The organism is Muricoccus roseus, assembly GCF_900141905.1.
Lineage (GTDB): Bacteria > Pseudomonadota > Alphaproteobacteria > Acetobacterales > Acetobacteraceae > Roseomonas > Roseomonas rosea.
Map to the genome: position 1 here is coordinate 1 of NZ_FQZF01000041.1, position 20,063 is coordinate 20,063.

A 20,063-nucleotide genomic window follows, 5' to 3' on the forward strand; every position below is an offset into this window, starting at 1 on the left:
CGCCCGCGCCACCCCATCCTGCGCCGTGCCCGCCATCTCGCCCGCCGTCGCGTTCAGCTCCACCGCCGCAGACGCCACGCCACGCAGAACCTCCGCCGCCTCCGCCTCGAAGCCACGCAGCAGCCCGTCCACACGCTCCCCGCGCGCCACCTTCGACGCGGCTTCCGCCGCCTGCGCGGCCGCCAGCGCATCCGCCTCCCGCAGCCCGTCCCGGCAGGTCGCCACCGCCCGCGCCATCTCCCCGATCTCGTCCCCGCGCGACGCCTCCGGCAACTCGAACCCGTAGTCCCGCCGTGACAGGCGCAGGAGGGAGTTGGAAAGGCTGCTCGCGCCGCCGGCGACGTTGCGGGTCAGCCAGGTTACGCAGATCACGCTCAGCAGCACGGCCAGGGCCAGCCCGCCCGCCGTCGCCCAGATCGCCCGCTTATAGGACCGCTCCGCCTCCGCTGCGGCCAGTGCCGCGCCTTCGGCGTTCATCTTTCCGGCCGCGTCCAGCGCTTCCAGGGCCTTGCGCCAGAGCCGCACGGATTCGCCGTTAAAGGCCGCCATGGCCCTGGCGTCACCGGGCGGCTGGGCGAGCAGGTCATCCACGAAGTTCGAGTAGGTCCTGTAATCCGCCTTGAAGCGGTCGAGCAGGGCCTGCTCTTCGCGCGAGGAGACGAGTGGCTCGTAAGTCCGGAGCGCACGCTCGAGCTCGGAGCGTGCGGCCTGGTAATCCGTCACCGCGTTGCGACGCTCCGCCGCGTCCGGCGTGCCCATCGCCCGGGCCGCACGGGTGCGTTCACGCGAATAGGTGAGCTTGACCTCACCGATGGCCTGGATGGACGGAACCCAGTTGTCGCGCAGGTCCCGCGCGCTGCCGTTCACGAGGCGAATCTGAAGCGCGGACATGGCCCCGAGGCCGATGACGAGCGCGAGCATCAGCCCGAAGGCGGCGAGCAGCTTGCCGCGAATGGACAAGGATTTCAGTGACATCGGATTGGCCCCGCCAAGGATGGTTTCAACCATCCTCGGCACGACCGCTGAACATTCCCTTGCCGGGACGAGAAAAGCCCTAACGCGGCGTCTCGACGAGGATGCCCTGTGTCTTCAGCGCCTCGATCTCCTCCGCCGAATAGCCGGCCGCCGACAGCACCGCCTCCCCATGCTCGTTGAAGCGCGGGGGCACGCTGCGCGCCCCGCCCGGCGTGCGGGAGAGCTTGATGGGCGTGTTCAGCGCGCGGAACTCGCCGATCTCGGCCACCATGTTGCGCGCCGCCGTATGCGGCGCCGCCACGGCCTCGTCCACGTACAGCACCGGCCCCGCGGGCAGGCCGGCCTTCAGCATCCGGTCGCAGAGCGCGTGCCCGTCCTCGGTCAGCAGCCGCGCCTCGAGGATGGTGTTCAGCTCGCCCCGGTTCACCACGCGGTCGCCGTTCGTCGCGAAGCGCGGGTCCGTCGCGATCTCGTCCAGGCCGAGGAAGGCGCAGAACTTGCGCCAGGCCGGCTCGTTCCCGCAGGCGACGAAGATCTCGCAGGTGGCGGTCCGGAACTTGGAATAGGGGCTGATATTCGGATGCGGGTTGCCCGTGGCCGCCGGGCGCTTGCCGTTGAGGAAGTGGTTCGCGGCCTGCGGGTGCAGCAGCGCCATGCCGCAGTCATGCAGCGTCATGTCCACATACTGGCCATGGCCGGAACGCTCGCGCTCCTGCAGCGCCATCAGGATGCCGATGGTGGAATAGAGGCCGGTCGCGAGGTCCACCACCGGCGTGCCCATCCGCAGCGGCCCGCTGCCCGGCTCGCCATTGATGGACATGAGCCCGACCATCGCCTGCACGATGGCGTCATAGCCCGGCAGCCCGCCCAGCGGGCCGGTGGCGCCGAAGCCGGAGACCCGGCAATGCACGAGGCGCGGGAACTTCTGGGAGAGGGTGTCGTAGCCGATCCCCCACTTCTCCATGCTGCCGGGCTTGTAGTTCTCGATCAGCACATCCGCGCCATCCAGCAGGCGCAGCAGCACCTCGCGCCCCTCCGGCCTGGAGAGGTCCAGGGCGATGCTCCGCTTGTTGCGGTTCACGCCGAGGAAGTAGCTCGCGGTGCCATCCAGGAAGGGCGGGCCCCAGGCGCGCACCTCGTCGCCCTGCGGCGGCTCGATCTTGATCACCTCCGCCCCGTGGTCGGAGAGGATCATGGTGCAATAGGGGCCGCCCAGGACGCGGGTGAGGTCGATCACCCGGATACCGGCCAGGGCGCCGGGGCTGGCGGCCTCCGGGGCAGGGCGGTTCTCGGCCTGGGGCAGCGCGTCGGTCATGGGTTCTTCCTCCGTGCCCCCGTTCTGCCTCCATGGGCCGCCGGGCTCAAGCCGGTGCTGGGCAGCCGGGGAGGGGAGGGGCAAGCTGGGGGCCATGACGCCCCTGGAATTCATCCGCCCGGACGAGCCGCAATACGCGGCCCTCCCGCCGCTCTCCCCCGCCGTGCGGGTGGGCAACCTCGTCTTCGTCTCGGGCCTGCCGGGCTTCGACCGCAAGGGAGGGCTGTCGGTGGGCGACTTCCCCGCCCAGATGCGCCAGGCCATGGCGAATGTCGGCACCGTGCTGCGGGAGGCGGGGGCGGGCTGGGGCCGGGTGGCGAAGGTGAACGTCCTGCTCACCCGTGCGGGCGACTACGAGGCGATGAACCGGATCTATGCCGAGCATTTCCCGGATGGCCGCTACCCCGCCCGCACCACCGCCATCGTCGCCGCCCTGCCACGCCCCGATTTCCTGCTGGAGATCGAGTGCGTGGCGGTGATCGGCTGAGCTCAGGCCGCGGCCGCGCGGCCCCAGACCCGGGCGCAGAACTCCGGATAGGTCTCCACCATCTCGTCGCAGACCGCGCCGCGCAGCAGGGCCAGCTCCTCCGGCGACGGGTCCGGCGTCACCGGCACCTCGGCGGGCGCGTCGAAGTCGAAGCCGGTTTCGGCGCGGATCGTCGCCAGGTTCTCGCCGGGATGGGTGCTCTCCAGCGTGAAGCGGGCGCGCGCGGGGTCGAAGCGGAACACGCAGCGCCCCGTCACCAGCGCCTGCGCCGTGCCGCGCCGGAAGACCTCGGGCGGGGAGACGCCGGGGGCCGAGACATGATCCACGCGCGGCACCAGCACGCGGGGCGAATGCTCCTCGCGGAACAGGATGGTCCGAGGGGTCATGAAATACATGAAGGCCGAGCCGAAGCTCCCGGGGAACCGCACGCCCTGGCCGGGCCATTCGCCCGTGCCGATGAGGTTGATGTTGGCCTGCCCGTCGATCTGCCCACCACCCAGGAAGAACAGGTCGATCCGCCCCTGGCCGGTCAGGTCGAACAGCTCGCGCGTCCCCTCGGTGAAGGGATTGCCGCTCCGCTTGTGCAGCAGGGAGAGGCGCACGGGACGGTCCAGCTTGGAGACCAGCCAGCAGGCGGCGGCCGGAATGGGGGAGGCGGCGCCGACCGCGATGTGCCGCGCCGGCGGGGCGGCGGGGTCGAGGATGAGCCGCGCCAAGGCGGCCGCCAGCCGCTCCTCGGGCTGGACATCGGCGAGGGGGGCGCTCATTCGGCGGCCACCTGGGCGGCGCGCCCGAAGACATGCTCCTCCACCCAGGCCCGGAAGCCCTCCTCAGTGCGTGCGGCACGGGCATAGGCTGCGACATAGGCGGCATCGAAGCCGTACTCGTCCAGCAGCGCCACGGGATGCGCACCGCGCTCGGCCACGGCATAGGCCTCCACATAGGTGGCCGAGATCGTGCCGGGGGCCAGGCGCTCATCCTCCAGGAAGTTGCCGCGCACCACCCGCTCCACCGTCACCAGCAGCTTGCGGGAGGCATGGGCGAGGGTGGCGCATTCCCGGCGGCGGCCGACCCAGACATTGCCCTGGGCATCCGCCATCACCGCATGGATCGCCGCAACGTCCGGATGCAGCGCGGGCAGGATCAGGATGGGGTCCGGCCGTTCGGAGAGCGGGTTCTGCACCACGCGCCAGTCGGGCCGGTGCGCCAGGATGTCGCTGCCGATGACGCCGCGCAGCGGCATGAAGGGCACGCCCTTCTCGGCCGCCTGCAGCATCGTGTGGATGGCGGGGCAGGTGGCATCACGCAGGGTGATGGCCCCGGCCTTCACGGCCGCGGAGAAGCGGGGCGCGAAGCCGGCCTCTCCGAGGGAAACGGCGCTGGTCTGCACCTCCTCCACACAGCCCGACCCGATCAGCAGGTCGGTCGCGAATCCCGAGACAGGCACGCCCAGCAGCCGCAGCCCCTTCGCGCCCCGCCGCACCAGCGCCTTGGCCAGCGCCACCGAGGGCAGGGAATTATCCGGCGGCAGGGCCAGCAGCGCGCCATCCGGCACGGCGGCGGCCAGGGCCTCCAGGCTCATTTGCGTCATGGCGGTTCCTCCGGGCAGGAGGCTAGGACGGGTCGGAGCCCAGGGGGAGGGGGGAATGCGCCTCCCGCCCCTAGCGCACCAGCACCTGTGCCGCCTCCTTCGTCTTCACCACCGTGCCCGCCGCCTGGTCCACCGCCGCGGCAATCTGCCCGACACTGGCCGAGACGGTCTGCACGGCCACGGAGGCGCTGCCCATGCTGGCCGACATGCTCTGCGTGACCGCGGTCTGCTCCTCCACCGCGCTGGCGGTGACGGCGACGTGCTCCCGCACCGATTCCACCGCTTCCCGGATGGCGGAGAGGGAGCCTGCCACCGCGCCCGAGGTGGCCTGGATCCCCTCGATCTCGCGCGCGATCTGCTCGGTGGCGGCGGCGGTCTGGCTCGCCAGGTTCTTCACCTCGGCGGCCACCACGGCGAAGCCCTTGCCGGCCTCGCCGGCCCGCGCGGCCTCGATGGTCGCGTTCAGCGCCAGCAGGTTCACCTGGCCCGCGATGCTCTGGATGAGGTTGACCACGCCGGTCATGGCCTGGGCGGCGGCCATGAGCTTCGCCGTGTTCTCCTCGCCCGCATTCGCCTGGCCCGAAGCATTCTCCGTTGCGACGCGGGATTGCGCCATGTTCCGCGCGATCTCGCCGATCGAGCCGGCCAGCTCCTCCGCGCTCGCCGCGACGGTCTGCACGCTGCGCGCCGTTTCGTCGGCTGCGCGGGCGGCCGCGCCGGCCTCGGCAGTGGAAAGGCCCATGGCGCCCTCGATCTCGGCGAAGTTGACGTCGATCAGCGCCTTCAGGTCGCCCAGCAGCCGCACCTCCGCCGTCACGTCGGTCGCGAACTTCACCACCTTCGCGACGCGGCCACGCTCGTCCATGATGGGGTTGTAGGAACCCTCGATCCAGACGGCGCTGCCATCCTTGGCCAGGCGCTTGAACTGCGCCGCCTGGTACTGGCCGGCGCGAAGCCGCTCCCAGAACCGCGTGTAGTCCGGGCTGTTGCGCAGCGCGCCTTCGACGAAGATGCTGTGGTGCCGGCCGCGCACCTCCTCCAGCGTGTAGCCCATGGTGCGCAGGAAGTTCTCGTTGGCATCCAGGATGATGCCGTCGGTGGCGAACTGGATGATGCTCTGCGAACGCCCGATCGCTGCCATCTGGGCGGCGTAGTCGAGATTCAGCAGCCGCTCCCGCGCATCGGCCCATTCGACGACGAAGCCGAGCCGCGTCTGGCCGCGCAGGAGGGGGCAGACCCGCAGGTCGAACTGGCGGGATCCCACCTGGATGGTGGCGGAATGCGGCCGGTCGAGCTTGGCCAGCATCGTTCGCTGATGAACCGGGTTCTTGTGGAAGATGTCGATGTTGCTGCCGATCAGGCGGTCCACGCTGAAGCGCGGCAGCTCCCTTTTCAGGTCTGCTTCCGCCTCCCGCATCAGCGCCATCACTGCCGGGTTCATGTAGATGATCGTCAGATCATTATCGGCGATCATCACATTGGTTCGCAGCGCATCCAGCGCGGTCATGCGGATGGCGGCGGAATTTTCGTTCCTGAAGCGGCCGAACATTTTCTGGGTCCCGTCCTGGCTGATCCCACCTCACGATTTCACGACATCAATGAAGGAATCGTGAGGACGGCTCAGCCGAAGGGACTGGCATCCCGGGCCGCCAGCACGGCCCAGGCATTGGCCGCCAGATGGCCGCGTGCCGGATAGAGGAAATCCGCCGCGCCCGGCTGCAATCCCGTGCCAAGGCCCGTGGTCAGCCAGGGGACGCTCGCCGCCGCGATCCAGCCATCGGGCCGACGATGCCGTGCGATCGTCGCCGCGAAGCGCAGGGCCTGCGCCTCTCGCCCCAGCCGTCGAAGCAGCAATGCCGCCTGGGCCGTGCCCTCCAGCCAGACGCCGTCTCGGTCATCGTCGAAATCCAACCCTTCGATCTCCTCCGGCGGCGCGCCGGAGGGCAGGCCGTGGCGGGCGAGCACCCAGTCCAGCGCGCGCTCCAGCCCCCGGTCCGGCCAGGCCAGGGCAGGCCAGAGATTCGCATCCAGCGCGCTGCCGCGGTTCACCGCCCCCTCCGGCGTCAGCCCCATGGCGAAGCGGCCCTCGGCCGGCTGCCACATGGCGCGCACGAAGGCCGCGGCATGGGCCGCCGCCTCCGCCCGCCCCAGCCGGGCGAAGGCGATCGAAAGGTCCAGGTTCTGCTCCGTGCTGACCCAGGGGAGGGGATCGGGGGAGGGCTCATGCCCGATCATGCCGCCGCGATACCCGGCCGGCGCACTCAGCCCCTCCAGCCAGTCCGCCGCGCGTTCGGCGGCGCGGCGAAACGGCGGGTCGCCCAGGGCGGTCCAGAGCAGGATCACGAAGGCCATCGGCCCGGCCGCGCTGCCGGCCTGATAGCCGTCCTCCAGCCATTGCCCCCGCGCGGCATCCCACCAGCCCGGCGGCCGGGCGCTGCGCGGCGCCTCTGGGAAGACCCGGCCGGCGGGATAGGCGTTGCGCAGCCGCCCGTCCCGCCAGTGGCGGTCCTGTTCCTGCACCAGCCGCAGCGCCTCGGCGATGCGGCTGGCCAGCGCCCTCTCCCCCCCGGCCAGGAGGGCCAGGGCCGCCAGCGCGTTGTCATAGGTGAAGGCGACCTCGGCATGGACCCGGTCGAAATCCTCTCGCCGCTCGGTGGTGAAGGATTTCAGCAGCACCGGTCCCTCGGCCGCCGCCATGGCCGCCTGGATCGGCGCGAGCGCATCCCGCGCCAGGGCCGGCCATCCGCCCGCCGGCCCCGGCGCCGCGCCGGCCGGGCGCGCGAGCAGCAGCGGGGCGACGAGGGCGGCGCGACGGGGCAGGGCTGGGAGACGGCTCATGCCCCCCAATCTGGTGCGGCACGGTGCGTCCGGCATCCCGGCCCTATGAAAGCGGCCCGATCGGCGCGATACCGGCTGGCACCGCAATGCAGCAGGGGAAGCGCTTGATGGAGCCGAGCCGCCAGGAGTTCCGTGACGCCATGGCCCGGCTGGGCGCCGCCGTGACCATCGTGACGACGGATGGGCCCGGCGGCCGCGTGGGAATCACGGCCAGCGCGGTCTGCAGCGTCACGGATACGCCGCCCACCCTTCTCGTCTGCATGAACCGCAACAGCAGCCTCAACCCTGCGGTGCAGGCGAATGGCGTGCTCTGCATCAACGTCCTGCCTGGCGATGCGAAGGATCTGTCCAACGTCTTCGCCGGCTTCACCGGGGCGGACCAGATCGGGCGCTTTGCCGAGGGAAGCTGGACACAGCTCGTCACCGGCGCCCCGGTGCTGGAGGAAGCCGTCGCCGCGCTCGATTGCGAGGTGGAGGAAATGGTGGAGAAGGGAACCCATAGCGTGGTCTTCGCCCGCGTGCAGGCCATTCGCCTGGGGCCGCAGCGCCCGGCCCTGATTTGGTTCTCCCGCAACTACCACCCGGTCGGGCTGCCCGAATAAGCGGCTCCGTCCGCGTTCCCTGTGCGGGTTCTGACCTGGCCAGGGATCTTTGGAGGAGGGCTCTGCCCTCCACCCGCCAAGGGCCTGAGGCCCTTGGAACCCCGTCTGGCTGCCGTGGATACCGTTGACCGGCGGGGTCTCGGGTTGCTGGGCGCTTTTCCTGGCCTTGCAGTCGCCTCGGGTCCATGACCCGAGGCGCACCGCCAGCCCCGTGATTCCAAACTTCTAAAAGAAGATGATGGTGAGGGGGCCGGGGAGAGGAAGAATTCCTTCTTCCTCTCCCCGGGACAGACCGTCAGACCAGAAGACGCGGTAGGACGCGCCCTCAGCTGAGTGTGCGCCGCCCGCTTAGCGTCACCAGGTCCCGCCGGCCGGTGCGGGCGCCGAGGATGGCTGCGCCCGCCCCGAGCACGAGGGCGGCGAAGACCCAGAAGGCAGCCATAGAGGCGGCCCGGGCTGCCTCGTCCGCGGCCTCGCGGGCCTTCTGCTCCGCTTCCTCGGCCGTGCGCCGGGCCTCGGCCTCGAAGCCCTGCACCCGGGTCGCGGCCTCTTCCTCCGTGATGCCGGCCTCGGCCGCGACCAGGCGGTTCAGCCGGGTGCGGTCGTCACCCGAGAAATTGCCGTTGGTGACCCGCTTGCCGATGAGGCTGGCGATCTCCGCCCCACGCTGCTCCGGCGTCATCCGCGCCGGGTCGGCCGGGCCGGAAAGGGCGACGCGGGCCCGGTTCACCAGCTCTTCCGGATCCATCTGCGGGACGGCTCCCTGAGCGGCCTGCCCGGCACCGCGCGCGATGCCGCCCACGGCGCCGGAGAGGGCGTTCGTCGCCGTATGGGCAGCGCCCGAGACGACGCTGCCCAGCAGCACGGCGGAAACGAGATAGGCGGTTCCCCAAACCGCCGCGCCATGCAGCGTCGCGTCCGGCGAATCCGAGGTGCCGGAGAGCCGGGCCGCCGCATAGCCGCCGAGGGCCAGGCCGAGCAGGTTGGAGACGAGCATCCAGATGCTTCCCGCCAGGCCGAAGGTGCTGGCGGAGGGCGTGTCCCGCGCGGTGGGGTCCACCGCGGTCAGCCCGATGGCGAAGCCGAGAAGGTTCAGCGCCGCCCCGACGGCGATGGCGATCAGCGCCCCCGCGATGATCGCACCCCAGGAAATCCGATGGCTCAGCACCGGCGCTCCCTCGGGGCGGGCGGCGAGGCTCGGTTGGGATTGGGATTGGATAGAGCCGGACATGATCCTGCGTTCCTCTTGGGGCCAGAAAGGCCCTGCCCGGGGAACGGGGGCCGGTCATGCCGGTTGCCGCGCGGGGGGCGAGCGGGGCGGCCGCGTGACCTGGAAGGCACGCCGCAGGTTAAGTCCCCCGGAACGCAGAAGGCCCCGGCAGTTGCCCGCCGGGGCCTTCCCATCGCGTGGCCGGTTCGCGGCCCGCGTCAAACGGTGACCCGCCGGGGCTTAGGCGCCGACGGTGATCCGAGTGGCGGCCGCGAGGACCTGGTTGATGCGATGAGACACCGGATCACCTCCTTTCATGCTGTTGACCAGCCGGAGATGGTGAAGCTTCCCGGAGCCCTCAAGACATCTCCGCGTAGCTGCCGTTCTTCCAGATGTAGAAGACATAGTCCGGCACGGTCACGTCGCCCTTGCGGTCGAAGCTGATCGGGCCGAGCACGGTCTGCCAGGGGCCGCTGGACTTCATCGTCTCCGCCACCCGGCGCGGATCGACGGTGTTCGCCTTCTTCGCGGCCTCGGCCCAGATCTGGCCGGCGGCATAGGTGTAGAGAGCGAACCCTTCGGGATCGATGTTGCGGGCCCTGAAGCGGGCCACCACCTCGGCCGCCGTCGGGCGCTTGCGGGGGTCGGAGGAGAAGGTCATCAGCGTGCCCTCGCCGGCGGCGCCGCTGATCTGCCAGAACTCGTTCGTCATCAGCGCGTCGCCGCCGATGAGCGTGACGTTCATGCCCTGCTCCTTGGCCTGGCGGACGATCAGCCCGGCCTCGGTGTGGTAGCCGCCGACATAGATGACATCGACGTTCGCGGCCTTCAGGCGAGAGATCACGGCATTGTAGTCGCGCTCGCCCGGCGTGTAGGCGGCGTAGATCTGCTCGGTGAGGCCGGCGGCGTTCATCGCCTTCTTCGTCTCGTCCGCCAGGCCCTTGCCATAGGCGGAGTTGTCGTGAAGCACGGCGACGCGCCTCCCGCGGTAGGTCTCGGCGATGTACTTGCCGGCCACCGCGCCCTGCTGGTCGTCGCGCCCGCAGGTCCGGAAGGTGTTCCAGGCGCCGCTGTCGGTATAGGCGGGGTTGGTGGAGGCTGGGCTGATCTGCAGCACGCCCTCCTCGGTATAGACCTTGCTGGCGGGGATGGAGGAGCCGGAGCAGTAATGCCCGAGCACCACCCGCACCTGCCGCCCCGCGAGCTGGTTGGCGACCGACACGGCCTGGCGCGGGTCGCAGGCATCGTCGCCCGTCTCCAGCACGAGCTGCTGGCCGAGCACGCCGCCTGCGGCGTTCAGGTCGGTCACCAGCTGGGTCGCGCCCTCGCGCATCTGCGCGCCGAAGGTGGCGTTCGCGCCGGTCAGCGGCCCCGCCATGGCGATGCGGATGGTGCGCGCCTGCGCGAGGGCAGCACCTGCGGTGAGGATGGTGGGGGCCGCGACCGTGGCCCCCAGGAGAGTGCGGCGCTGGATCGTCATGTCTCTGAAGCCTCCGTTGGTACGGTTGGGTAAGAGCCTAGAACCGCGCTGCTCCAGGCTTCAATGGGTTCCGAGATAGGCGTCCCGGATCTCGGGCCGGGCGAGCAGCTCCGCCCCGGTGCCCTCCAGGGTGATGCGGCCGGTGACGAGGACATAGCCCCGATGGGCCAGGCGCAGCGCCTGGTTCGCATTCTGCTCGACCAGCAGCACGGTCAGCCCCGTTTCGGCATTCAACGTGCGGATCGCGGAGAAGATCTGCCGCACCACCAGCGGCGCGAGGCCGAGCGAGGGTTCGTCGAGCAGCAGCAGGCGGGGCCGGGACATCAGCGCGCGGGCGATGGCGAGCATCTGCTGCTCCCCGCCCGAGAGCGTGCCGCCGCGCTGCGCCTCGCGCTCCTTCAGCCGGGGAAAGAGGGTGAAGGCCTGCTCCAGCCCGGGGGCCGGATCCACCCCCATGGCCTGGGCACCCATCAGCAGGTTCTCGCGCACGGACATGCGCGGGAAGATCCGCCGGCCCTCCGGCGACTGGGCGATGCCCGCGCGCGCGATCTGGTGCATCGGCAGGCCCGTGATGTCGCGCCCCTCGAAGGTGATCCGGCCGGAGCGGGCCCGCGGGCTGCCGAAGATGGTCATCAGAAGGGTGGACTTCCCGGCGCCGTTGGCGCCGATCAGCGTCACGATCTCCCCTGGCTCCACATGGATGGACACGCCCTTCAGCGCCTCCACGGCGCCATAGGCGGCGGTCACGCCCTCCATGGCCAGCATCGCGGTCCTGGCGCCTGAGCTCGGCGTCACGCCTTCGGCGCGCGGGCTGAGAACCGCGCCGCCGGCGCTTCCCGGGGCGGCGCTCATGCCGCGCCCTCCATGGGGGCGGGGGTCTCGTCCTCGTCGCCCTCGCCGAGATAGGCGGCGATCACCTTCTCGTCGGCGCGGATCTGGGCGGGGGTCCCGTCCGCGATCTTCTTGCCATGGTCCAGCACCACGATGTGGTCGGAAATCCGCATCACCACGCCCATGTCGTGCTCGATCAGCAGGATGGAGCAGCCGCTGTCCCGGATCAGCCGGATCAGCTGCGCCAGCTCCTCGGCCTCGCGGGGGTTGAGGCCCGCGGCGGGTTCGTCGAGGCAGAGCAGCACGGGATCGGTGCACATAGCGCGCGCGATCTCGAGGCGGCGCTGCGCGCCATAGGGCAGGCTGCCGGCCGCATCATCCGCGCGGTCCATCAGCCGCGTCGCCTCCAGCCAGTGCTTCGCGCGCTCCACCGCCTCGCGCTCCGCGGCGCGGTAGCGGCCGAGGCCGAGCACGGCCGCGATGCCGAAGCCCGTGGCCGCCTGCAGCCGGTTGTGCTGCGCGACCAGCAGGTTCTCCAGCACCGTCATGCCGGGAAACAGGCGGATGTTCTGGAAGGTGCGGGCGACCCCGGCCTGGGCGATGCGGTGCCCGGGCGTCGTGTGTAGCGCCCGCCGGCCGTCCCGCCCGTGCAGCAGGATCTCGCCCGCGCTGGGCGTGTAGAAGCCGGTGATGAGGTTGAAGACGGTGGTCTTGCCCGCGCCGTTCGGGCCGATCACGGCCGTGATGTCGCCGGCGGCGGCCTCGAAGGAGACGTGATCCACGGCGGTCAGCCCGCCGAAGCGCATGACCAGCTCTTGGACCTGAAGGATGGGCGCGTTCCGCGCGGGGAGGATGGGCGTGCTCATCCGTGGCCCTCTCCCACCAGGTCGCCGGAGATGGCTTTTCGCTTCCCGAGCGAGATGGAGGGCGTGCGGGTTGAGACGAGGCCGCGCGGGCGCCAGACCATGATCACCACCATGGCGCCGCCGAAGACGAGCATCCGCCATTCCTCGAGGTCGCGGAACGCCTCGAAGCCGCCGATCATCACCAGGGCGGCGAGGGCCACGCCCAGCTGGCTCCCCAGCCCGCCGAGCACGACGATGGCGAGGATGATGGCGCTTTCGATGAAGGTGAAGCTTTCCGGGCTGATGAAGGCCTGGCGCGTGGCGAAGAAGGCGCCCGCGAAGCCGCCGAACATGGCGCCGATGGCGAAGGCGGTCAGCTTCGTGTTGGTGACGTTGATGCCCAGCGCCCGGCAGGCGATCTCGTCCTCGCGCAGCGCCTCCCAGGCACGGCCGAGCGGCTGCCGGCGCAGGCGGAGCGTTACCCAGTTCGTCAGCAGCGCGAGGGCGAGGATCAGGTAGTAGAGGAACACGACGCGATGCGTGGGCGAGGGCTCCAGCCCAAAGAAGTCGGAGAAGGAGCCGGGACCGCCGCCCGCGCTGAAGGACAGGCCGAAGAAGGAGGGCCGGGGAATGCCCGAGACGCCGTTCGGCCCTCCGGTCAGCGAGACCCAGTTGATCAGCACGATCCGGATGATCTCGCCGAAGGCAAGCGTGACGATCGCGAGGTAGTCGCCCCGCAGCCGCAGCACGGGAAAGCCAAGCAGCACGCCCCAGAAGGCGGCGAGGATTCCCGCCAGCGGCAGGCACACCCAGAAGGACCATCCGAAGCCGGTGGACAGCAGGGCGTAGGAATAGGCCCCGACCGCGTAGAAGGCGACGTAGCCGAGGTCCAGCAGCCCGGCGAGGCCGACCACGATGTTCAGCCCCCAGCCCAGCATGACATAGGTGAGCACGAGGATGCCGAGGTCGAGCCCGTAGCGTGTGGTGCCCGGCAGGGCCGGGAAGGTGAGGGCGAAGATCAGCAGCGCCGGGGCCACCCAGGTGCCCACGCGCAGCAGCAGCGCCGTGTTGCGCGCGCTGCGGGGCCGGCGCTCCGGCCGCAGGGTCTCCCAAAGGTTGAGCAGGAGCCGCCCGCCGAAGACGAGGGCGACGAGGATGGCCACGTCCGCCCAGCGCGTGCGGATGATGAGCCCGCCGCCGGAAGAGGCCACATCGGTGCGCAGCCCGACCAGCGGCACGAACAGCCCGGCGGCGACCAACGCGGCGATGCCGGCGTCGCGCAGCGCGTGGGAGAGGGGAGGGCGCGGCGCGGGCGGCGCCGCCTGCCGCGGGATGCCCCCCATCTCGCCCGGATCGGGCACGCCGTCGTCGTTATGCGGAACGCCGCCCTCATGCGGGATGGCGGCGCCGCTCATACCTTCTCCACCTCCGCGCGGCCGAGCAGGCCGGTCGGCATGAAGACAAGGGTGATGACGAGGATCACGAAGGTCGCCACGTCCTTGTACTGCACGGAGAAATAGGCGCTCCAGAAGGTCTCGATCAGCCCGATCAGCAATCCGCCCAGCACCGCCCCGGGCAGGGATCCGATGCCGCCGAAGACCGCGGCGGTGAAGGCCTTCACCCCCACGAGGAAGCCGTCGCTGAAATGCACCACGCCGTAGCGCAGCAGGTACATGGTCCCCGCCACCGCCGCCAGCGCCGCGCCGATGACGAAGGTGATGCTGATGGTGCGGTCGGTATCGATGCCCAGGAGCCCGGCCATCTTCCGGTCCTGCTCGCAGGCGCGCATGGCGCGCCCGAGCGATGTCTTCGTGACCAGCCAGGTGAAGATGGCCAGCACGGCAAGCGTCACCACCACGATCAGCGCCTGCATGGTGGAGATGGACACCGCGAAGCCGTTCCCGTGCCACAGCTCGACGCTGCCCGTGACCACGGATTCGATCGGCTTCGCCCGCGCGCCCTGGGCCACCTGCACGTAGTTCTGGAGCACGATCGACATGCCGATGGCGCTGATCAGCGGCGCCAGGCGGAACGAGCCGCGCAGCGGCCGGTAGGCCACCCGCTCCACCGACCAGCCGTAGAGGGCGGTGACGGCCATGGAGACCAGCAGCACGAGCAGGATCGCCCCCGGCCCGGCGCCCCATCCCCCCGTGGTGAGAAGGACGAAGGAGATGAGCGAGACGAAGGCGCCCACCATGAAGATGTCGCCATGGGCGAAATTGATCATGCCGATGATCCCGTAGACCATCGTGTAGCCCACCGCGATCAATCCATAGATCATGCCCAGCGCGACACCGTTGATCAGCTGCTGCAGGGCATAGGCCAAGCGCGGTCTCCGTCGTTCCGGGCCGGTTTTTTCCGGCGGTGAAGCATCCCGGAACGAGGCTACGCCGGGGGCGCGCGCCAAGTAAACGGGGCGCGCGCCGGCTCCTCAGCCCTTGATGCGCAGCGCCCAGTCCCGCAGCGCCACCACCAGCTGGGCGATGAAGCCCCGGGTCGCCTCGTCGGTCAGCCGGCCCGCCGCATCCACCTTGCCGCCGGACTGGGCGATGAAGACCTCCGGCTTGTTCAGCGGATAGGCGTTGAGGAAGACGCACATCTTCCGCAGGTCGTATTGCGCCCGCGCCGTGCCCAGCAGCCCCTGGCTGGCCCCCATGATGCCGATCGGCTTATTGTCGAAGGGCTGCTCCGGTGGGCGGGAGGCCCAGTCGATGGCGTTCTTGAGCACGCCGGGGATGGAGTAGTTGTATTCCGGCGTCGCGATCAGCACGGCATCCGCCTCGCGCACGGCCTGGCGGAAGGCCTCCACGGAGGAGGGGTAGCCCGAGCCGGTGCGGAGGTCGTCGTCATAGGGCGGGATGTCCCGCAGCCCCTCGAAGATCGTCACCCGCACCCCTTCGGGCGCCAGCTCCGCCGCGGCGCGCAGGGCGGCGCTGTTGTGAGACCCGCGCCGGAGGCTGCCGGAAAGGCCGAGGATCTTGAATTCGCTCATCGTCGATGATGTCTCCCGAAGGGTTCAGCCAGGCTCCGCCACCGGCGGCTCCCCGTGCAACGCGCGGGCGAGCAGGGCGGCGACGCCCGCCTCGGTCACGGGGCGTGGATTGGCATAGGGGCTGGCGGTCGCCAGAGCGACGGCGCGCGGCAGATCCGCCGCCCGCAGCCCCAGCGCCGCCAGGGAAGACGGCACGCCCAGCCGCCGGGCCAGGGTCCAGAGCCCTCCGGCGGCGTCCGGCGCACCCAGGGCGCGGGCGATGCGCGCCATGGCCTCGGGCGCGGCCGGGGCGTTGAACGCTGCCGCATGAGGCAGGATCACCGCATGCGTTTCGGCATGGGGCAGGTCGAAGCCGCCGCCCAGCGCGTGGCAGAGCTTGTGGTGCAGCCCCATCGTCGCCTGCCCCAGCACCGTGCCGCAGAGCCAGGCGCCCATGAGCGCCTCGGCCCGCGCCGCCGGGTCGCGCGGCGCGGCCAGGATACGGGGCAGCGCGGCCGCGAGCGCGCGGATGCCCTCCTCGGCCATCAGCGCCGTGACCGGCGTGCCGTCGGGCGCGTAGAGCACCTCCACCGCATGGGCGATGGCGTTCAGCCCGGAAACGGCGGAGACGCCGGGGGGCAGATCGAGGGTGAGGAGGGGATCATAGACGACCAGGCGCGGTAGCACGCGCGCGTCGCGCCCCGTGCTCTTCGCGCCGTCCCGCGTGAGCCCCCAGATCGTGGTGTTCTCGGAGCCCGAATAGGTGGTGGGGAGCGCGACGACGGGCAGCCCGGACGACAGCGCCACCGCCTTGCCCAGGCCGATGGCGCTGCCTCCGCCGACCGCCAGCACCGCATCCGCGCCCCGCTCGGCCGCCCGCGCCGTGGCGGCCTCGGCCAGGGCGACGGGAACATGCATCCGCGCCTCGGCATGCAGCCCGGCCCCCTGCGCGCCGATCTCCGCCAGCACCCGCTCGCCCAGCGCGCGCTGCCCCGGGGTGGAGAGGACCAGCACCCGGCGCAGGCCCATGCCCTCCAGCTCCGCCGGCAGGCGTTCCAGGCTGCCCGCGCCGAACACCACGCGCTGCACAGGCGGCGCATGCACGAAGGCCAGGGGCGTGGTCACGCCATGCGCCCCTTCGGCATGGGCGCCGGTTGCCCGCCCGCTTCCTCGCCCATCCGTTTCCTGTTCCGGTTCTTTTCCCCGCCAGGATAGGCCGCCCTCGTCACCCTGGCGATACGAAGCGCTTGACCGCCCCTGCGGCGACCCTCCCCAATCCGGAACGGCCGCCGGATGCGACACTTCCGCCAAGGAAGGGCAAGGGGCCGGGAGGAGAGTCCATGCCCCGTTCCAAGCCCGTGGCGCGCCGCGCCGCGCTCGGCCTGCTGGCCCTGCCGCTGATCCGGCCCTCCGGGGCCTCCGCCCAGCCACGCTGGCCGGACCGGCCGATCCGCTTCATCCAGGGCTTCGGGCCGGGTGGCACCACCGACATCGTCGCGCGCCTGATTGCCCCGTCGCTCGCCGCCCAGCTCGGCCAGCCCGTGGTGGTGGAGAACCGCCCCGGCGCCGGCGGCACCCTGGCCGCCGAGGGGCTGGCCCGCGCGCGGGATGGGCACACGCTCATGCTCATCAACAACGGCTATGCCGTCTCCGCCGCCCTCTACCGCCGCCTTCCCTACGACCCGCTGGCGGATGTGGAGCCGGTGGCGATGGTGGCCTCGGTCGGTCTGGTGCTGCTCGCGGGGACCGGCCCGGAGGCGCCGCGCGACATGGCGGAGCTGCTCCGCCGCGCGAAGCCCTCGCCCGATGTGCTGCATGTGGCGACCGTGGGCGTCGGCAGCACCCAGCACTTCGTCGCCGAGGCCATCCAGTCCGCGGCTGGGATGCGCTTCACTCATGTCCCCTATCGCGGCACGCCTGCCGCCCTCGTCGCCCTGCGCAACGGGGAGGTGGAGCTGGTGGTGGAGCCCGCCTCCTCCGTGCTCGGCCAGATCCGGGGCGGCGAGGCGCGGCCGCTGGCCATCACCTCGCGCGAGAGGTCCCCGCTGCTGCCGGATGTGCCGACGGTCGCGGAGCTGCTGGGGGCGCCGGACTTCGACATCCAGACCTGGTACGCCATCGCCGTTCCCGCCGGCACGCCGCCCGAGAGCATCGCCCGGATCACCGAGGCGACCGGGGCCGCGCTGGCCGACCCGGCGCTGCGCACCCGCCTCGGGGAGCTGGGCCTGGCGCCTCGCGCCGCCATCCCTCCGGCGGCGGTGAAGGCCGCGGTGCATGCCGAGATCACCCGCTGGGCCGGGGTGATCAAGCGGACCGGGATGGAGCGACCCTAGTCAGCCCGGCAGGATCGGCTCCAGCCCCGCCGCCTGGAGCGCCGGGGCGGCCTCCGGCGAGGCGAGGAAGCGGATGAGGCGCGCCGCGGCCTCCGGCTGCGCCGCGTCCCGGAAGGCCGCGGCGGAGAAGACCGCGACCACCTCCACCTCCGCCGGCAGGCGGCCGATCACCTCGATCCCCGGCACCGCCAGCAGCTCGCTCACCTGCTGCACGGCGAGCGCCGCCTCGCCCTTCGCCACCAGCTCGGCGGTGAAGCCGGCCTGGATGATGCGGGCCTTGGCGTTCACCGCCTCCGCGATGCCCAGCCGCTCGATCAGGGCCGCGAAGGCGATGCCGCTGGCCCCGGTGCGCGAATAGGCGATGCTGGGCGCGGCCAGCAGCGTCTCGCGCATCTCCTCCAGCGAACCGATCGCCGGATGCGGCGCCCCTGCCTTCACGGCGAAGCCGACATGGGAGCGGACGAGGTCCTTCCGGCTCGCGGCATCCAGCACGCCCTCTTCCGAGAGCGCCGCGATCCCCTCGGCCGTGAGGATGGCGACATCCGCCCGTTCCCCCGCCCGGATGCGGGCGAGAAGCCCGACGGTCGGGAGGAAATCCGCCTGAACGGGGGTGCCGGCCACGGCTTCCAGCCGCGCCGCCAGCCCGCCCATCGCGCCGGCGACGGCCAGGGTGGACAGGATCCGCAGGGTCACGCCTCCAGCCCCGACAGCTCCGCCACCAGCGCGCCGAGGGAGGAGGAATCCAGCCCGCCCCGCCCGCTGTTCACCAGCGCCTCCATCATCTGCGCCACCATGGCCGTGGCGGGGGCGAAGACGCCGTGGTCGCGCATCGCGGCCAGGGAAAGGCGCGTGTCCTTGCGCATCAGTTCCGCCCGGAAGCCCGGGGCGAAGGTCCTCTCGTTGATGCGCTTCGCATGGTTCTCCAGCACGAAGCTGCGGGCAGAGCCGCCGAGCAGCGCCTGGCGCATCGCCGCCGGGTCGAGCCCCGCCTTGCGGCCGAGCGCCAGCGCCTCGGACACCGCCTGCATCGTCGCGGCCACCAGGAGCTGGTTGGCGGATTTGCAGACCTGCCCGGCGCCGGGCGGGCCGAGATGGGTGAGCGTCTTGCCCACCGCCTCGAAGAAGGGCCGCGCCGCCTCGAAGGCCGCGGGATCGCCGCCGACCATGCAGGTCAGCGTGCCGTCCCGCGCGCCTGCCGGGCCGCCGCTCACCGGGCTGTCCAGCAGGTACGCGCCGCGCTCCTCCTGCAGGCGGCGCGCGAAGGCGGCGGCGGGCGCGGCGGCGATGGTGCTGAAGTCGATGACGACCGTCCCCGGCGCCACGCCGCCCGCCAGCCCGTCCGGCCCGAACAGCACCGCCTCCACATCCGGCGTGTCGGGCAGGCAGAGGCCGATGCAGGCCGCCCCGCGTGCGGCCTCGGCCGGTGTCGCGGCCCAGCGCGCGCCTCCCGCCTCCAGCGCCTCCGCCTTCCCCCGGCTGCGGTTATGGACCGTGAGCGGGAATCCGGCCTTGAGGATGTTGGCGGCCATGGAGGCCCCCATTACCCCAAGGCCCAGGAAGGCGACGGGCGCCGGTGGCGAAATGGTCTGCAAAGCGTTCAGCTCCTCTTCAGTGCGGCGCGGATCTGGTCGAGCAGCGTATCCATGGAACGCTGGAAGGTCGGGCCGTCCGCATAGCCGTCCGCCTCGCCGACGCGCTCCATGAAGCGGTTCCAGGTGGCGGTCTGCATGCCCTGGCGGAAGCGGTCGTGCAGATAGGTCACCATTTCGTCGGTCATGCCGGCGGGGCCGACCCAACCCTTCATGTTGTCGGCCACGATGTCGTAGCCGAGTTCCCGTAGGGTCGGCACGTCCTTGTAGGCCGGCGCACGCTGCTCGGAGGCGATGGCGAGGGCCTTCAGCGCGCCGGAGGTGACCTGCGAACCCAGCTCGTCCGTGGCGTTCACGTTAAGCTGCGTCTGCCCCGCGAGCAGCGCCTGCAGTGCGGGCCCGCCGCCGGTATAGGGCACGTGCAGGAACTGCACGTTCGCCGCCCGCTCGAGCAGGATGAAGATGGAATGCGACAGCGAGCCGACGCCTGCCGATCCGTGCGCCAGCCCGCCGGGATCGGCCTTGGCGGCGGTGATCGCGGCCGCCAGGTCGGCGAAGCGCGGCTGGTCTCCGCCCTTGCAGGAGAGGATGTGGCCGTTCCGCGTCAGCCGGATCACGGCGCGGAAGGAGGTCTTCGGATCATAGGGCACGTCCCGGTGCGCGGGGATCGAGGTGCTCTCGCTGCCGCCATGCATCACCAGCGTGTGGCCATCCGGCGCGGCGCGCGCGACGAATTCCGCTGCCAGCGCCCCGCCCGCGCCGGGGCGGTTCACCACCACCATCGGCACGGGGACGAGCGGCGCGCAGGCCTCGGCGATAGTGCGTGCGATGATGTCGCTGCCGCCGCCCGGCGCGAAGCCGACATTCAGCTGGATCGGGCGCGTCGGCTGCCATGGCCCGATCTGCTGGGCGAAGGCGGGGCAGGCCAGCGCCGCGCCCGTTGCGCCGAGGATTCCCCGGCGGGTGATCTTGGTCATTCCTGTCGCTCCCTGTCCT

Annotated in this window: 20 protein-coding genes; 3 read left to right on the top strand and 17 right to left on the bottom strand. The window is 71.4% G+C overall.

The window, feature by feature from the left end; translation table 11 throughout:
* Together BUB97_RS22895 and BUB97_RS22900 are read right to left on the bottom strand one after the other, a co-directional pair.
* The coding region (locus tag BUB97_RS22895) for an MCP four helix bundle domain-containing protein (RefSeq protein WP_175562725.1) at positions 1–975 on the bottom strand (975 nt) is incomplete at its 3' end.
* Positions 976–1,054: 79 nt separating this feature from the next.
* The gene (locus BUB97_RS22900; protein WP_073139456.1) at positions 1,055–2,290 is read right to left on the bottom strand and encodes a CaiB/BaiF CoA transferase family protein; all 1,236 of its coding nucleotides are present in this window, start codon (positions 2,288–2,290) and stop codon (positions 1,055–1,057) included.
* Between the two features lie 94 nt (positions 2,291–2,384).
* Between BUB97_RS22900 and BUB97_RS22905 the strand changes: the two genes are divergently transcribed.
* On the top strand, positions 2,385–2,777 hold the full coding sequence (locus tag BUB97_RS22905; protein ID WP_073139458.1) for a RidA family protein: 393 nt from the start codon (positions 2,385–2,387) through the stop codon (positions 2,775–2,777).
* Between the two features lie 2 nt (positions 2,778–2,779).
* On the opposite strand, the gene BUB97_RS22910 is transcribed toward BUB97_RS22905, so the two are convergent.
* From BUB97_RS22910 to BUB97_RS22925, 4 genes are all read right to left on the bottom strand, one after another.
* Entirely contained in the window at positions 2,780–3,544 is a 765-nt protein-coding gene (locus BUB97_RS22910) for a CoA-transferase (protein ID WP_073139461.1), read from the bottom strand.
* Positions 3,541–4,368 carry a CoA transferase subunit A gene (locus BUB97_RS22915; RefSeq protein WP_073139464.1) on the bottom strand — a complete coding sequence of 276 codons (828 nt, stop codon included), beginning with the start codon at positions 4,366–4,368 and terminating at the stop codon, positions 3,541–3,543. Before BUB97_RS22915 ends, BUB97_RS22910 begins: the two co-directional genes overlap by 4 nt.
* A 70-nt stretch (positions 4,369–4,438) precedes the next feature.
* Positions 4,439–5,917 (bottom strand): methyl-accepting chemotaxis protein, encoded by a 1,479-nt coding sequence (locus BUB97_RS22920; RefSeq protein WP_073139466.1) that lies wholly within the window; start codon positions 5,915–5,917, stop codon positions 4,439–4,441.
* A gap of 71 nt (positions 5,918–5,988) precedes the next feature.
* On the bottom strand, positions 5,989–7,206 hold the full coding sequence (locus BUB97_RS22925) for a hypothetical protein (protein ID WP_073139469.1): 1,218 nt from the start codon (positions 7,204–7,206) through the stop codon (positions 5,989–5,991).
* 104 nt (positions 7,207–7,310) lie between these two features.
* Here BUB97_RS22925 and BUB97_RS22930 point away from each other — a divergent pair, with 104 nt between their 5' ends.
* Positions 7,311–7,808 carry a flavin reductase gene (locus tag BUB97_RS22930; protein ID WP_408906152.1) on the top strand — a complete coding sequence of 166 codons (498 nt, stop codon included), beginning with the start codon at positions 7,311–7,313 and terminating at the stop codon, positions 7,806–7,808.
* Between the two features lie 325 nt (positions 7,809–8,133).
* Here BUB97_RS22930 and BUB97_RS22935 read toward each other — a convergent pair whose 3' ends face one another.
* From BUB97_RS22935 to BUB97_RS22970, 8 genes are all read right to left on the bottom strand, one after another.
* Positions 8,134–9,039 (bottom strand): hypothetical protein, encoded by a 906-nt coding sequence (locus BUB97_RS22935; RefSeq protein WP_245818426.1) that lies wholly within the window; start codon positions 9,037–9,039, stop codon positions 8,134–8,136.
* A gap of 337 nt (positions 9,040–9,376) precedes the next feature.
* Positions 9,377–10,498 (bottom strand): branched-chain amino acid ABC transporter substrate-binding protein, encoded by a 1,122-nt coding sequence (locus BUB97_RS22940; protein ID WP_073139473.1) that lies wholly within the window; start codon positions 10,496–10,498, stop codon positions 9,377–9,379.
* A gap of 60 nt (positions 10,499–10,558) precedes the next feature.
* Positions 10,559–11,263, bottom strand: coding sequence for an ABC transporter ATP-binding protein (locus BUB97_RS22945; protein ID WP_073139530.1), 705 nt, complete (start codon positions 11,261–11,263; stop codon positions 10,559–10,561).
* A gap of 83 nt (positions 11,264–11,346) precedes the next feature.
* The gene (locus tag BUB97_RS22950) at positions 11,347–12,195 is read right to left on the bottom strand and encodes an ABC transporter ATP-binding protein (RefSeq protein WP_073139476.1); all 849 of its coding nucleotides are present in this window, start codon (positions 12,193–12,195) and stop codon (positions 11,347–11,349) included.
* Positions 12,192–13,589 (bottom strand): high-affinity branched-chain amino acid ABC transporter permease LivM, encoded by a 1,398-nt coding sequence (gene livM, locus BUB97_RS22955; RefSeq protein WP_456306345.1) that lies wholly within the window; start codon positions 13,587–13,589, stop codon positions 12,192–12,194. The genes BUB97_RS22950 and livM overlap by 4 nt, the downstream gene beginning before the upstream one ends.
* Positions 13,586–14,500 (bottom strand): ABC transporter permease subunit, encoded by a 915-nt coding sequence (locus BUB97_RS22960; protein WP_073139479.1) that lies wholly within the window; start codon positions 14,498–14,500, stop codon positions 13,586–13,588. The genes livM and BUB97_RS22960 overlap by 4 nt, the downstream gene beginning before the upstream one ends.
* A gap of 105 nt (positions 14,501–14,605) precedes the next feature.
* On the bottom strand, positions 14,606–15,166 hold the full coding sequence (locus BUB97_RS22965) for an NADPH-dependent FMN reductase (protein ID WP_073139482.1): 561 nt from the start codon (positions 15,164–15,166) through the stop codon (positions 14,606–14,608).
* Positions 15,167–15,190: 24 nt separating this feature from the next.
* Positions 15,191–16,270, bottom strand: coding sequence for a maleylacetate reductase (locus BUB97_RS22970; protein ID WP_245818427.1), 1,080 nt, complete (start codon positions 16,268–16,270; stop codon positions 15,191–15,193).
* A 215-nt stretch (positions 16,271–16,485) separates the two neighbouring features.
* On the opposite strand from BUB97_RS22970, the gene BUB97_RS22975 reads away from it, so the two are divergent.
* Complete coding sequence (locus tag BUB97_RS22975) at positions 16,486–17,478, top strand: Bug family tripartite tricarboxylate transporter substrate binding protein (RefSeq protein ID WP_073139485.1); 993 nt, start codon at positions 16,486–16,488, stop codon at positions 17,476–17,478.
* On the opposite strand, the gene BUB97_RS22980 is transcribed toward BUB97_RS22975, so the two are convergent.
* Genes BUB97_RS22980 through BUB97_RS22990 form a run of 3 tightly spaced genes read right to left on the bottom strand, consistent with a single transcriptional unit; the run spans position 17,479 to position 20,044 of the window.
* Positions 17,479–18,171 carry a substrate-binding domain-containing protein gene (locus BUB97_RS22980; RefSeq protein ID WP_217659743.1) on the bottom strand — a complete coding sequence of 231 codons (693 nt, stop codon included), beginning with the start codon at positions 18,169–18,171 and terminating at the stop codon, positions 17,479–17,481.
* Entirely contained in the window at positions 18,168–19,070 is a 903-nt protein-coding gene (locus BUB97_RS22985; protein WP_245818428.1) for an NAD(P)-dependent oxidoreductase, read from the bottom strand. The genes BUB97_RS22980 and BUB97_RS22985 overlap by 4 nt, the downstream gene beginning before the upstream one ends.
* A 5-nt stretch (positions 19,071–19,075) precedes the next feature.
* Positions 19,076–20,044 (bottom strand): Bug family tripartite tricarboxylate transporter substrate binding protein, encoded by a 969-nt coding sequence (locus BUB97_RS22990; RefSeq protein WP_073139488.1) that lies wholly within the window; start codon positions 20,042–20,044, stop codon positions 19,076–19,078.
* Positions 20,045–20,063: the final 19 nt, after the last annotated feature.

Excerpts from the sequence above, each read along its gene's own strand:
- BUB97_RS22900 (WP_073139456.1), bottom strand. The coding sequence starts at position 2,290 with ATGACCGACGCGCTGCCCCAGGCCGAGAACCGCCCTGCCCCGGAGGCC.
- BUB97_RS22905 (WP_073139458.1), top strand. The coding sequence starts at position 2,385 with ATGACGCCCCTGGAATTCATCCGCCCGGACGAGCCGCAATACGCGGCC.
- BUB97_RS22910 (WP_073139461.1), bottom strand. The coding sequence starts at position 3,544 with ATGAGCGCCCCCCTCGCCGATGTCCAGCCCGAGGAGCGGCTGGCGGCC.
- BUB97_RS22915 (WP_073139464.1), bottom strand. The coding sequence starts at position 4,368 with ATGACGCAAATGAGCCTGGAGGCCCTGGCCGCCGCCGTGCCGGATGGC.
- BUB97_RS22920 (WP_073139466.1), bottom strand. The coding sequence starts at position 5,917 with ATGTTCGGCCGCTTCAGGAACGAAAATTCCGCCGCCATCCGCATGACC.
- BUB97_RS22925 (WP_073139469.1), bottom strand. The coding sequence starts at position 7,206 with ATGAGCCGTCTCCCAGCCCTGCCCCGTCGCGCCGCCCTCGTCGCCCCG.
- BUB97_RS22935 (WP_245818426.1), bottom strand. The coding sequence starts at position 9,039 with ATGTCCGGCTCTATCCAATCCCAATCCCAACCGAGCCTCGCCGCCCGC.
- BUB97_RS22940 (WP_073139473.1), bottom strand. The coding sequence starts at position 10,498 with ATGACGATCCAGCGCCGCACTCTCCTGGGGGCCACGGTCGCGGCCCCC.
- BUB97_RS22945 (WP_073139530.1), bottom strand. The coding sequence starts at position 11,263 with ATGCTGGCCATGGAGGGCGTGACCGCCGCCTATGGCGCCGTGGAGGCG.
- BUB97_RS22950 (WP_073139476.1), bottom strand. The coding sequence starts at position 12,195 with ATGAGCACGCCCATCCTCCCCGCGCGGAACGCGCCCATCCTTCAGGTC.
- livM (WP_456306345.1), bottom strand. The coding sequence starts at position 13,589 with ATGAGCGGCGCCGCCATCCCGCATGAGGGCGGCGTTCCGCATAACGAC.
- BUB97_RS22965 (WP_073139482.1), bottom strand. The coding sequence starts at position 15,166 with ATGAGCGAATTCAAGATCCTCGGCCTTTCCGGCAGCCTCCGGCGCGGG.
- BUB97_RS22975 (WP_073139485.1), top strand. The coding sequence starts at position 16,486 with ATGCCCCGTTCCAAGCCCGTGGCGCGCCGCGCCGCGCTCGGCCTGCTG.
- BUB97_RS22990 (WP_073139488.1), bottom strand. The coding sequence starts at position 20,044 with ATGACCAAGATCACCCGCCGGGGAATCCTCGGCGCAACGGGCGCGGCG.